Source organism: Sphingobacterium paludis, from assembly GCF_004364125.1.
Lineage (GTDB): Bacteria > Bacteroidota > Bacteroidia > Sphingobacteriales > Sphingobacteriaceae > Sphingobacterium > Sphingobacterium paludis.
Genome location: NZ_SNZV01000006.1, coordinates 90,253 through 102,320 on the forward strand (window position 1 = coordinate 90,253; position 12,068 = coordinate 102,320).

Here is a 12,068-nt window from a genome sequence, read left to right on the forward strand (position 1 = left end):
ATTGGAAGATTATGAAGACATTGAAATTGAAAGGTAGCGTCGCATGTGCATTGTTACTTGCTGCAAGCGCTTTTACCTTTTCGGGTTCCGTGCCTGATGAAGGTATGTTTCCCTTGAGCGAATTGAGCAAAGCCGGATTAAAAAAAGCTGGACTGAAGATAACGGAAAAGGAAATCTATAACCCTGGACAAATTGGTTTGGTTGATGCCCTAGTGCAGGTGAGCGGCTGCACAGGTTCTTTCGTCTCCCCCAATGGACTGATCGTGACCAACCACCACTGTGCGTTTAGCGCCGTGCAACTGGCAAGTACGCCCGCTTTTAATTATCTGAAAAATGGTTTCGTAGCCGATAATAGGGAGCAGGAAATCGAGGCAAAGGGACTGACTATACGGATCACAGACTCGTACGCAGACGTATCAGCGGAGGTGCTGGGCGCAGTAGCCAACATCACGGACCCAACAGACCGAATCAATACCATCAATAGGAAACGTGCGGAGATTGCCCAACGTGCCGAAGCCGAAGATCGCAGCATAAAGGCAGAGGTTTCAGAAATGTTTATTGGAAAAAGTTATGTGTTGTTTCGATACAAAACAATAGAAGACGTTCGTCTCGTGTATATCCCTCGGCAGGATATCGGCGAGTTTGGCGGTGAAACAGATAACTGGGTATGGCCACGCCATACCGGAGACTTCTCTTTCCTTCGGGCCTATGTCGCGCCAAACGGCTCTTCCGCAAAATACAGCAAAGAGAATATTCCGTACAAACCAAAAAAGCACTTAAAGATAAATCCGCAAGGCGTGAATGAAAATGACTTTGTCTTTATCCTCGGATATCCAGGCAGGACATTCAGACATCGACCTGCACAATATTTGGCCTATCAGGAACAGTTCCTGCTGCCATACACTTCGACGCTCTACGAGTTTCAGAATCAACAAATGCTAAACGCGGGTAAAAATGACCTCACTACGGAGCTCGCCCTGGCCACACGCGTAAAACGCAACGCAAACGTATTAAAAAATTACAAAGGCAAACTGAAAGGCCTACACAACCTAAGCCTGGTAGACGCAAAACAGAAGGAGGATCAAAGCCTCGCTCAGTTTATTGACAACGACCCCAAATTAAAGGCCCAATATGGCAACCTAATGGCAGACATAGCCAAGCACTATGAGACGGTCTTTGAGGTGGCACAAAAAGAGCTTTGGTTTAATAATATGTATACAAGTACTCCCTTACTACGCGTTGCTAGCGCCATCAACGATTTCAAAACCGCCATTTCCAAGCAAAACGGGTTGAAAGCACAACAAGATTTTTTCGCCTTAAACATTCAGGAAGTGCAAAAACATCTAAACGCTATTTATGCCAGCTACAATATAGGGGTAGACAAAGCTGTTGCCCAGCGTATGTTTCAGGACGCCTACCGCTTCGAAGGAGCAAACCAACTATCTTTTTTTTCAAAACAAAATTTCACCAGCGGCGATGAGGCAGCTTCCTATATCACAAATGCCATAGAAAAATCAAAATTAAACGATAAAGATATTCTTTACGGAACTGTCTTGAAAGATGTGCAATCAGTAAAAAATTATACCGATAATCTTCTTGCGGCGCAGAAAGAGTTAGATGTGGAATTAACAGCCTTTAATACCGAGCAAAAAAGACGGGAAGGAATGTTGAACAAGCTAATGGGTGACTACGTGGCCGTGAAAGAAAAATTTCAGGCCAAGAGCTTTATTCCGGATGCAAACTCGACGCTGCGTCTGACCTTCGGAAACATTAAAGGCTACAGCCCGGCTGATGCAACGTACATGAAACCCTTCACAACGGTGAAAGGCCTTATCGAAAAGGGAAATTCTGGTTTACCAGAGTTTGAATATCCCGAAAGTATCAAAGCGGCCTGGCTAGCCAAAAATTTCGGCGCTTACACGAAAAAAGATTTGAATGACGTGCCGGTCAATATCTTATACAACATGGATACAACAGGCGGAAACTCAGGCTCGCCAATTATGAACGCCTACGGCGATTTGATCGGTATTAATTTCGACCGCTCGTACGATGCTACCATAAACGACTTTGCATGGAACGAAAACTACAGCAGGTCTATTGGTGTTGATATACGCTATGTATTGTGGATAGCAGACAAAATCGACAATGCACAGTTCATTTTGAAAGAGATGGGCATTTAACAAACAAAGAAGAAGGCTCCAGGGCCTTCTTCTTTGTTTTATTTTAAACTTGAAAATTTCACATAACCTATAGCGACATCATCTTCCGCAACGCCCTCCGCGGCTGAATGTATGACCAGCTGGTAGCGCTCCCGCATACCAGCAGGCAAAGCATCTTCTACGGTAAATATATCATCAACATCCAATCCATACTTATCGTCAATATGCGGAGATATGTGCTCCCGGAAAAAATTGCTGGATTTTGCTTTCGCTGTGGCTTCAGCGACATCGCGTGCAACCACCAACTGCTTATAATGATATTCCTCGAAATCCTGTCCTCGATAGCCTCCCAGATTGACAAAAAACAGCTTCAAATCGGATGATGCTCCATCTCCTCGCGATCGTACCGCAATGGAGTAGCCATCCACCACGGTTACCTCACGCCACGCGTCGACATGGAGTTTGCCATCGGCTTCCGCCCAAAAATCGTTCATTGCTGGTTTAAGATCGCGAAGATCGGTACCAATGCCAAAGAAGATATCGTGCTGTTCGGTAAATCGTCCTGTAGGCTTGCAGCCCAACAACACCATGTGTAACTTATCCATTTTTATCATGCCTATACCTAATTTCTAAATTAAGTATAATATCTCGCTTCTTGCCTTCGATAAGGGATAAATTTCCCGCTACAAAAACACCCTTCTTACCGTTGGCCTCATTGGAAATACCATATACAGTAGACTCGTCATCTGGATTAGAAGGCCCTTCATACCGGTATAAATGATCGATCTTATAATGATCCGCATCGTTCAAGATCTCGTCAAATTCGACGTTAAAATCTATCGTGTAACCCATCTGCTGCAAATTCGCAAGTGCTACATCTGTTGTTTCATAGTTGTGTTTCGTTTCCATAATACTTAACATCCGTTCATCCTTATAACATGCCGGAATGAAATTCTGTTTTATATTTTATGAGAAAGCATGAATACGATGCGGGCAGAAATGTTTTGTTTAGCCCCAAGCAGCGTTGTGCAAGTCGCCGGAATTAGCTATGTTTGGCTTTTGTTATTGTACATAGCATACACACCTTAGTCAATATGGCATACATCGCTCCAGAATCTCAAAACACGCCAGGCAAAGCTTTCGAAAGATTACTTCACGTGCTAGACACCCTTCGTATCGCGTGCCCTTGGGATCGCAAACAAACCATGGAATCGCTACGCCACCTTACCATCGAAGAAATGTATGAGCTTACTGATGCTATTCTGGAAAAGGACTACGCTGAAGTAAAGAAGGAACTTGGCGATGTGATGATGCATTTGGTATTTTACGCAAAGATTGCCGCCGAGCAAAACCAGTTTGACGTGGTGGAAGTACTCAACACTGTTTGCGATAAATTGATTGCAAGACACCCCCATATCTACGGCGATACAAGCGTTGCTAACGAAGAGGATGTAAAGCGAAACTGGGAAGCGATCAAACTTGCCGAAGGCAATACATCTGTACTTTCTGGCGTACCGAAAGGGCTACCGGCCTTGGTAAAAGCTTATCGCATTCAAGACAAAGTGCGCGGCGTGGGTTTTGATTGGGAAGACAAAAGCCAGGTATGGTTAAAAGTAGAAGAAGAACTGGCGGAATTTAAAGACGAATTTGACTTGGAAAAGTCGCATGATATAGACTTAGATAAAGCAGAAGATGAATTCGGTGATCTCCTATTTTCATTGATCAATTACGCGCGGCATCTGAAAATAAACCCGGAAAATGCGCTGGAACGCACCAACAAAAAATTTATAAAACGCTTTAACCACATTGAAAAGCGCGCCGCAGAAAATGGACAAACGCTGCAAGAAATGACGCTTGACGAGATGGATCGCTATTGGAACGAAGCAAAGAAGCTCTAGACGATGCGTTTGAACGCTTATGGCTCATCACAATTCAACGTATCTACTTTAATAAAAAGGGCTAAAAAGTTTTTCATCTGTGTGCCGTCATATACAACATGGTCGACTAGGCTATTCGCGCTGTTCCACCAGCCATAAACCAATACGTAGTCGAAAGCTAAATCCAACCTGTTGTCTTTCGACATATTTTCTAAGTAAGTGTTCCAAAGGTTTTCCGGCCACGCATTGTCAACCATCTTTGACTTGACAAGCTCCTCATAAACTTTCAACAGCTGCTCGCCGCCGTTGTTTAGCGCTTGGGCGTAGTACCAAGCTTTACTATCCTTTTGCACGGCCGCTATCAAATCCTCTGGCTTTGTTCGCGCATTTTTTTCGATTTTTTTAAGGGTGTAGGTTTGCTTGAGGTACGCGAGCATATCCGCCTTCAATTTTTTAAAATACGTATCCTCGACAACGTCGATAGCACGTACTTCGCGGATTGTTGATTCGTAGCGAGCCGTCAGCTCGGCCGAGGTGCCCCTATCATCAATAGAATACCCCATACCAACTATTCTGTAGGTGCTTAACAGTTGCTTTTCTGTAAATTTGCGACTGTCGTAATGCCCCCTATAGCGGCACAGCTCGTCCGAGAATTCAACGGTCTTTGTTTGGGCGAAAGCGACCTGAACAAGTAAGTAAAAGCTTACGAAACATCGAAAAAAAACCATGTTTACCATACGATCGGATTAAAGAAACTAATATAAGGAGCTTGCTTGGATTTAGCAATTTATACGTAAATTCGCCACATGAAGGAAACTGTTGTAAGCGGTATCAGAAGTACCGGGAAACTACATTTAGGCAACTATTACGGTGCATTGAGCAACTTTGTCAAGATGCAAGATGCCTACAATTGCTTTTTTTTTATTGCGGATTTACACTCCCTAACGACACACCCTACTCCCGGGGATCTTAGTCGTACCGTTCGCGAGGTCGTCGTAGAATATTTAGCCGCCGGCATCAATCCCGAAACCTCCACGATATACGTTCAATCGGATGTTCCTGAAGTGGCTGAGCTGTATCTGTATTTGAATATGAATGCATACCTTGGCGAGTTGGAGCGAGCTACCGCGTTTAAGGATAAAGTGCGTGCAAATCCAGACAATGTCAATGCAGGGCTGCTCACCTACCCCGTGCTGATGGCTTCTGACATCTTACTCCATCATGGCACCAAAGTCCCCGTTGGCAAAGATCAAGAACAACACCTTGAAATGACGCGCACCTTTGGAAATCGCTTCAACAGGTTATACAATGTCGATTATTTTCAAGAAGCGATGGCGTTCTCGTATAGCGATAAACTCGTTAAGATACCAGGGCTTGATGGCAATGGAAAAATGGGGAAATCAAATGGCGATGCCAGCTGCGTTTATTTGAGTGACACGCCAGAAGTCATCCGTAAAAAGGTGATGCGGGCCGTTTCAGACGCCGGACCGACAGAAATGAACCAGCCCAAACCCGAAGCTATCCAAAATCTTTTCGACCTGATGAAGGTGGTATCCACAGCGGACACCTTGGCGCATTTCGAAGACCTGTATAATAATTGCGCTATACGTTACGGCGATTTTAAAAAGCAGTTAGCAGAAGATATGGTCTTGGCGACCGAACCTGTGCGCTCCCGTATAAACGACATCACGAACGACGACGAATACCTTAAAAAAGTGGTTCGTCTAGGTGCCGAAAAAGCGAGCGAAAGTGCGCGCAAAACGATACGAGAAGTTCGAGAGATTATTGGCATCAAAAAGCTTTTCTAATCAACGAACAAGGTCTATTAAAAAATCTATTTATTAATTGAAAAGCATGCATTTAGCTATTGTAGGAAACATTGGAGCCGGAAAAACAACCTTGACCGAGAAACTTGCCCGCCATCTAAATTTTGAGCCACAGTTTGAGGCGGTAGACAACAACCCATACCTTGAAGATTTCTATGGAGATATGAAGCGCTGGGCATTTAATCTTCAGATATTTTTCCTGAACAGCCGCTTTAGGCATATCGTGGATTTGCAGAGCCGGGGAATTAATATGATTCAAGACCGTACGATATACGAAGACGCGTATATCTTTGCTGAAAATCTATATGATATGGGATTAATGAGCGCCCGGGACTTTGAGAATTATAGCAATATTTTTCAAAGCATCGTACATTACATTAAACCGCCAGATCTCTTGATTTATTTACGGGCTTCGGTTCCTACCTTAGTAAACAATATTCAGAAGCGCGGTCGCGATTATGAATCTGCTATTCGGCTGGATTATTTATCGAAATTAAACGATAAATATGAAAAATGGATTGGAAACTACAAAGAAGGTAAATTGCTCATTTTAGACAAAGACAATTTAGACTTCGCCAGCAACCCCGAAGATTTAGGCAAAATAATTGGCAAAATTGAAGCGGAGATGTTCGGCTTATTTTAAAACCACGGTAATACTAGTGAATAGGGTTTAACATACCTTTCACTACGCAAAAGATTGTCTGGTTTACGTTTGTAAACCAGACTTTACAGTAACCCTTCATCGCGGAAGCTAAAATATGATGTATCAGCAAAGATCAGATGATCGTTGACTTTGATATCCAAGGTGGCCGCGCCATCGACTATTTTCTTGGTCATATCTTTATCCGCTTGGCTCGCATCCAATGTACCTGATGGATGATTATGGATCAAAATAAGAGAGCTAGCCTTTGTATTTAGCGCAAATCGTAACACCACCCGAACATCAACCGGCGTAAAGTCAATCCCACCTTTCCCGATCAGCTGTTTATCAATCACTTTACATCCTGTATTGAGGTATAGCACCCAAAACTCTTCATGGGCTAGGTCTTGCATATGGCGCCGAAAATATTCATACACGCGCCTGCTGCTGTTCAGAATAGGTTTCGCCTCCGGCTCTGCTTCATTGCGCCTCCGCCCTAGCTCTAACGCTGCAATAATGGATATCGCTTTTGCATAGCCGATCCCTCGGTATCGGCAAAGATCTGAAGCTTCCAGCTTTGATAAGCTATTTAAATTGTTCTCGGCATCGGAAAGAATGCGTCTACAAAGCTCCACGGCAGTTTCTTCTGTAGAGCCAGACCCGATCAGGATGGCGATCAACTCGGCATTAGTGAGTGACCTACGGCCATGCTCCAAGAGTTTTTCTCGAGGCCGGTCAGCTTCTGACCATTCTCGGATTACGAGTTTATGCGTTTCAATCATCTTCAATTATAAATGGCAAACGCAATTTACTAATTTTTTTAGATATTTAAAAGTCATAATCCTATTAATAAATCCATTAACAATTCTTAACCAATTCTTGGAAGACATTTCCAACAGAAACTTTATCTTTGCAGTTCCGTAATTAATATGTAAACTATGAGTAAAGCGATTATTAAGACAGAAAAAGGCGATATGACTGTAGAATTTTACACAGCAGACGCTCCAAATACAGTAGCAAATTTTATCAAATTAGCTAAATCGGGCTACTACGACGGATTGGCTTTTCACCGCGTAATTCCTGATTTCGTTATTCAGGGTGGATGCCCAAATACGAGAGAAGGCGCTACAGGCGTACCGGGCACAGGTGGTCCAGGATATAAGATAGATTGTGAGTTGACCGGCGAAAATCAATACCACGACCGCGGCGTGCTTTCTATGGCACATGCTGGCCGTAATACAGGTGGCTCCCAATTTTTCATCTGCCACAGCCGGAATAACACAGCACACCTAGACAGAAACCATACCTGCTTTGGCAAGGTGATCGAAAATGTAGATGTTGTGGATAGCATACGCCAAGGCGATCGTATTTTAGCAATCGAAGTCACCGAAGATTAATTTATTGTCTATGAATTTAAGAGCATTAGTATCTGTAACCGGTAAACCCGGACTCTTCAAATTGATCGGTCAGAATAAAGGTGGCTTTATTTTAGAATCGTTGGATGAGAAAAAGATAAAATCGACAGTCAACCTGTCTACGACAAAGATGGCCACGTTGGAAGATATCACCATCTATGGCGAGGAAGATGAAATTAGACTATTGGATGTATTTCAAGCTGTTAAAGAGGCTGGCAAGGAAACGCCAGATGCCAAAGCAGACGGCAATACCTTACGCGAATTTTTTCGCGAAGTAGCACCTGGCCATGATGAATCTCGGGTGTATTCATCCGACATAAAAAAGATAATTTCCTGGTATAATATTATCAAGGATTTACCGCTATTTGAAGAAGAAGCTCCAGCGCCTATTCAGCAAGCATAAGTAGATCCAACTAAAGAAGCCTCTTTAAAATGCAAATTTTAAAGAGGCTTCTTTATGTAAGCAGTTGTATCCCGTCAAGCGAGCCAACACGATTTAAAACAAAGTCAATTGTGGGCTACGGTTTGGCCGCTCGAATAGATCGGTACGCAAAATAGGGTACGCTTCCTTTTCCATAAACTTTTTAGTAGCCGATTGGAAGAGTTGCCGAATAAGATCAGCAACCTCGCCATCACCACGAATTCTTCGCCCCCACTCGCTATCATTAAGTTTTCCGCCATGGCAAGACGCTATGCCGTGTAATACCTTCGCTGCACGGTCCGCGTAGTTTTTATGTAGCCAGTCTTTAAAAATATCAGCAATGGCACCATTTAGCCGTACGATGGTATAGCTCGCCCATTTCGCCCCGGCATCAGCTGCATGTTTTATCAAAGCCGGCATTTCATCGCTGTTGATGCCCGGCACGATCGGCGCGATCATCAGTGAAACGGGTATATTTTTCTCAGCAAGCTTCTCGATAAGTTTCAGTCGCGCGGTAGCGGTAGCCGTCCTGGGTTCCATTTTTCGCCGCACCTCCTCCCGGAGGCTATTGATCGTTATGGAAACCTTTACCAAACCTAGCTTTGCAAGCTCCGTCAGGATGTCCAAATCCCGCAGCATCAACACGTTTTTGCTGATCAATGAAACCGGGTGTTTATAGGCCAAACAGCTGGATAACAAACTACGCGTAATACCCAGTTTGCGCTCTATCGGTTGGTAACAATCGGTATTGCCCGATAAAAAAATGCTTTCCACCACGTAATTTTTCTTCGCAAATTCAGCTTCAAGAAGTGCTACAGCATTATATTTGACTAAAATCTTCCGTTCGAAATCCAAGCCAGCGCTGTAGCCCCAATATTGGTGCGAATTACGCGCGTAGCAATAGATACAGCCATGTTCACATCCTTGATAGGGATTTAAAGACTTAGAAAAGCCTATGTCCGGACTGTCCACGTTGGAAAGAATAACTTTTGGGTAAGTAGGGATGATCTGTGTAGACGATGATTCCAGAAAGGGCTCATCCAGTCCTTCTACATGTTGTTGGACGTATTGCTGCCCAAAAAACTTGTTGTTAGGATTGACCTGCGCCCCCCGCCCCTTAAAATATCCATCATCTTTTGCATCAGAAACCATAATCAAATTTACTAATATTTTTAGTAAATCAAAATCTATTGTGGCCTAATTTTCCTTAGCATGTTGAAATAGCCAGTCATACATATCATCCTGATGAAAGAGACGCTCGACACTGCCGTGCGTTCCACCAGGAATGATGGTTAGCGTAGCATCAGCATTTGGATTAGCGTTTTTTATCGCTTTATAGATCTTTTTGCTCTCCGATGCCGGCACGGCCCGATCGGCACTTCCGTGTTGAATCCATAGCGGAACTGTCGACAGATTTTCCGCGTATCGCGCTGTGCCGCCCCCACAAATGGCCACTGCTGCCGCAACTCGTTCGGGATATTTACCCACAAAATCCATGGTGCCATACCCTCCCATGCTCATGCCACATACGTATACGCGCTTAGCATCGACGTTGTAATTTTTTAAAACGTAGTCCAAAACATCGCTAACTTTATCAGGATCCCAACCTGACGTTGTTTGTGGTGCAACAATAAGGGAATTGGGGAGCGATAAACCGCGATTCTTGGCATACAAAACGCCATACCGTTTAACACGGTTCAAATCGCGCCCGGAAAGGCTCCGTCCATGTAAAAAAATGATTAGCGGACTGCTATCTTCCGCATCGTAATGTTCCGTATCAATCAAAAAATCATAGGAAGTCTTCCCTTCGACAGCTTCTTGCTGCGCAAAAACCATTTGCGTTGACAGGCATGTCAACAAAACAATATATTTCCACATAATGATTACTTAGACAGATGGATACGCATCTGCAGGATTTTTTTTTGAAATCTAAAAATAAGTTATTTTACCGAAAAATGGCATCTCTTTTTAAAAAAAATGAACGCCTCCTTGTTTCTATACGACTGTTCCATAGGCCGTCGCGTCCGAGCACGGGTTGCGAAAACATCCACAGCTCGAATCTACAGGTTTCATCTATCCCCTGTTTTCCTTACTTTTGGAAAGCAGCACTTTTAAAAACTAGATGACGATGAAAAAAACCGTTACCATCACGTATTGTCCGAAATGTGGCTGGCTTCTTCGAGCAGCCTATCTTGCGCAGGAGCTGCTCACGACTTTCACCGATGATATTTTTGGGGTCACATTGGTTCCCAGCGAGATTGCTGGACGCTTCGTCGTCAGCGTGGAAGATCGCATCATTTTTGACAGAAAATCGGAAGGGCGATTTCCGGAAACAAAAGAGTTAAAACAATTGCTAAGAGATGTGGTGAACCCCGACAAAGATCTCGGACATTCTGACAAAAAACAGCATGACGACTCGCCACGTGGATAATGTTGTAGCAACTATTTTCCAAAATCTTTTGAAGAGCCCAATAACAGGTGTTGCGTATAAAATAAACTAGGATGAAGATATTACATACGGCAGATTGGCATTTAGGTAAACGACTGGACTATTTCTCGCGTTTGGAGGAACAGCGTGAAATTCTCGACGAAATCTGCGCCAAAGCAGACGAAGAGGACGTAGATGTTGTGCTTATCGCGGGAGATCTTTTTGACACGTTTAACCCACCCGTTGAGGCGGTGGAGCTTCTTTATAAAACGTTAAGACGGCTTTGTAAAAACGGAGCTCGGCCCGTAATAGCCATCGCGGGAAATCATGATAGCGCGGATCGTATTGATGCACCGGATGTGCTCGCACGCGAAAGCGGCATTATCTTTATTGGCTATCCCAAAGCAAAAATCCCAACCTTTGCTATACAGCATGGCTTTGCCATCAGCCGAAGTGACAATGGGTTTATTGAAATCGTTTTGCCAAAGTATGATTATCCCCTACGTGTTATACATACCGCATTTGCTAACGAACTTCGCCTCAAACAGTACCTCGGGCCGGAAAACAAGGAGCAGATGCTCAATGAAGTATTGCACAACCATTGGCAGCAGCTTGCAGATGCATATTGCGATGATCAAGGTGTAAACATCCTCACAGCGCATTTGTATATGCTCAAGCGGGGCGGAGCTATCCTTGAAGAGCCAGAAGGCGAAAAACCGATCAAAGTTGGAAATGCCGATTTGATTTATTCGGATGGAATTCCCGACAGCATTCAATATACGGCATTGGGACATCTCCATCGCTGTCAAGAGATCGGCGGCCATCCAGCGCCCGTCATCTATTCAAGCAGTCCGCTGCCCTATTCTTTCTCCGAAGCAGAACAAGAAAAAGCCGTTGTGCTTATCGAAGCAAAGCCCCAGCAGGCAGTAAGCTATCAAAAATCGGTGCTGCGCGGCGGACGCAAGCTGTACAGGAAACGTTTCTCGGACATGGATGAGGCGGTAGCTTGGCTTCATGCCAATCCCTACTCCCTGGTCGAGCTTACCCTGATCAGCAATAAATTCGTGAGCTCGGCGGATTTAAAGAGAATACATGAATCACATGATGGTATTATTCACATTATTCCGGTCGTAAAAAGCGAGGAAATGACCATGGAAAAAGTCCAATCAATTAATCTGGATCAGGAAGTAGATGCCCTATTCCAAGACTATTTTCATTACCGTCTAGGCCAGGAGCCCAATACCGAAATTATGGATCTGTTAAATGAAGTCATACATAGTGAACCAGAAACGGAGGACTAAA

General features: G+C 44.0%; 14 protein-coding genes. 8 read left to right on the forward strand and 6 right to left on the reverse strand.

Annotated features, from left to right (window positions below):
• The first annotated feature begins 11 nt into the window (after nt 1–11).
• Nucleotides 12–2,180, forward strand: a complete 2,169-nt coding sequence (locus B0I21_RS12755) for a S46 family peptidase (protein WP_133640873.1) — start codon at nt 12–14, stop codon at nt 2,178–2,180.
• Nucleotides 2,181–2,218: 38 nt separating this feature from the next.
• Here the strand turns inward: B0I21_RS12755 and B0I21_RS12760 are convergent, their stop codons facing one another.
• Both B0I21_RS12760 and B0I21_RS12765 read right to left on the reverse strand, forming a co-directional pair.
• Nucleotides 2,219–2,764, reverse strand: coding sequence for a DUF1543 domain-containing protein (locus B0I21_RS12760; RefSeq protein ID WP_133640874.1), 546 nt, complete (start codon nt 2,762–2,764; stop codon nt 2,219–2,221).
• Nucleotides 2,757–3,068 carry a hypothetical protein gene (locus B0I21_RS12765; protein ID WP_133640875.1) on the reverse strand — a complete coding sequence of 104 codons (312 nt, stop codon included), beginning with the start codon at nt 3,066–3,068 and terminating at the stop codon, nt 2,757–2,759. The genes B0I21_RS12760 and B0I21_RS12765 overlap by 8 nt, the downstream gene beginning before the upstream one ends.
• A 185-nt stretch (nt 3,069–3,253) precedes the next feature.
• On the opposite strand from B0I21_RS12765, the gene mazG reads away from it, so the two are divergent.
• The gene (gene mazG / locus B0I21_RS12770) at nt 3,254–4,057 is read left to right on the forward strand and encodes a nucleoside triphosphate pyrophosphohydrolase (protein ID WP_133640876.1); all 804 of its coding nucleotides are present in this window, start codon (nt 3,254–3,256) and stop codon (nt 4,055–4,057) included.
• A 17-nt stretch (nt 4,058–4,074) separates the two neighbouring features.
• Here mazG and B0I21_RS12775 read toward each other — a convergent pair whose 3' ends face one another.
• Nucleotides 4,075–4,773 (reverse strand): hypothetical protein, encoded by a 699-nt coding sequence (locus tag B0I21_RS12775; RefSeq protein WP_133640877.1) that lies wholly within the window; start codon nt 4,771–4,773, stop codon nt 4,075–4,077.
• A gap of 69 nt (nt 4,774–4,842) precedes the next feature.
• Here B0I21_RS12775 and trpS point away from each other — a divergent pair, with 69 nt between their 5' ends.
• Entirely contained in the window at nt 4,843–5,844 is a 1,002-nt protein-coding gene (trpS, locus tag B0I21_RS12780) for a tryptophan--tRNA ligase (protein WP_133640878.1), read from the forward strand.
• 46 nt (nt 5,845–5,890) lie between these two features.
• Entirely contained in the window at nt 5,891–6,505 is a 615-nt protein-coding gene (locus B0I21_RS12785; RefSeq protein ID WP_133640879.1) for a deoxynucleoside kinase, read from the forward strand.
• An 83-nt stretch (nt 6,506–6,588) separates the two neighbouring features.
• Here B0I21_RS12785 and radC read toward each other — a convergent pair whose 3' ends face one another.
• Nucleotides 6,589–7,284 (reverse strand): RadC family protein, encoded by a 696-nt coding sequence (gene radC, locus B0I21_RS12790; RefSeq protein ID WP_133640880.1) that lies wholly within the window; start codon nt 7,282–7,284, stop codon nt 6,589–6,591.
• A gap of 156 nt (nt 7,285–7,440) precedes the next feature.
• Between radC and B0I21_RS12795 the strand changes: the two genes are divergently transcribed.
• Both B0I21_RS12795 and B0I21_RS12800 read left to right on the forward strand, forming a co-directional pair.
• The gene (locus B0I21_RS12795; protein ID WP_133640881.1) at nt 7,441–7,899 is read left to right on the forward strand and encodes a peptidylprolyl isomerase; all 459 of its coding nucleotides are present in this window, start codon (nt 7,441–7,443) and stop codon (nt 7,897–7,899) included.
• Nucleotides 7,900–7,909: 10 nt separating this feature from the next.
• Nucleotides 7,910–8,320, forward strand: a complete 411-nt coding sequence (locus tag B0I21_RS12800; RefSeq protein WP_133640882.1) for a DUF5606 family protein — start codon at nt 7,910–7,912, stop codon at nt 8,318–8,320.
• Nucleotides 8,321–8,413: 93 nt separating this feature from the next.
• Here the strand turns inward: B0I21_RS12800 and B0I21_RS12805 are convergent, their stop codons facing one another.
• Together B0I21_RS12805 and B0I21_RS12810 are read right to left on the reverse strand one after the other, a co-directional pair.
• Nucleotides 8,414–9,490, reverse strand: coding sequence for a PA0069 family radical SAM protein (locus B0I21_RS12805; RefSeq protein ID WP_243836119.1), 1,077 nt, complete (start codon nt 9,488–9,490; stop codon nt 8,414–8,416).
• 45 nt (nt 9,491–9,535) lie between these two features.
• Nucleotides 9,536–10,216: a carboxylesterase family protein gene (locus B0I21_RS12810; protein ID WP_133640884.1), complete on the reverse strand. Its 681-nt coding sequence runs from the start codon at nt 10,214–10,216 to the stop codon at nt 9,536–9,538.
• Nucleotides 10,217–10,466: 250 nt separating this feature from the next.
• Between B0I21_RS12810 and B0I21_RS12815 the strand changes: the two genes are divergently transcribed.
• Together B0I21_RS12815 and B0I21_RS12820 are read left to right on the forward strand one after the other, a co-directional pair.
• Entirely contained in the window at nt 10,467–10,769 is a 303-nt protein-coding gene (locus B0I21_RS12815; protein ID WP_133640885.1) for a SelT/SelW/SelH family protein, read from the forward strand.
• Nucleotides 10,770–10,840: 71 nt separating this feature from the next.
• Nucleotides 10,841–12,067, forward strand: a complete 1,227-nt coding sequence (locus B0I21_RS12820) for a metallophosphoesterase family protein (protein WP_133640886.1) — start codon at nt 10,841–10,843, stop codon at nt 12,065–12,067.
• Nucleotide 12,068: the final 1 nt, after the last annotated feature.